Here is a 420-nt window from a genome sequence, read left to right on the forward strand (position 1 = left end):
AAAAGAAGTAGGTAGCTTAACCTTCGGGAGGGCGCTTACCACTTTGTGATTCATGACTGGGGTGAAGTCGTAACAAGGTAACCGTAGGGGAACCTGCGGTTGGATCACCTCCTTACCTAAAAGATACGAACTTGCGTAGTGCTCACACAGATTGTCTGATGAAAGTAAATGAAATACTTCCAAGTGTACTTTTTAACAGTATGCTGCGAAGTATTTGCTCTTTAAAAATCTGGAACAAGCTGAAAATTGAAACGACACACTGTTTCCTTTCTCCGTAATAAGAAAGGAAATATCGGTGTGTTCGAGTCTCTCAAATTTTCACGACCTCGATTGTGTCTCACGAGACATCTTCGGGTTGTGAGGTTAAGCGACTAAGCGTACACGGTGGATGCCCTGGCAGTCAGAGGCGATGAAGGACGT

The 420-nt window shown here is 44.3% G+C and carries 1 rRNA gene; it reads left to right on the forward strand.

The annotated features are described in order from the left end of the window. Positions 1-115 (forward strand): 16S ribosomal RNA (locus tag BSPA111_RS22450); the annotation flags it as partial. Positions 116-420 lie beyond the last annotated feature (305 nt).

The organism is Buttiauxella sp. A111, from assembly GCF_014189855.1.
Taxonomy (GTDB): domain Bacteria; phylum Pseudomonadota; class Gammaproteobacteria; order Enterobacterales; family Enterobacteriaceae; genus Buttiauxella; species Buttiauxella selenatireducens.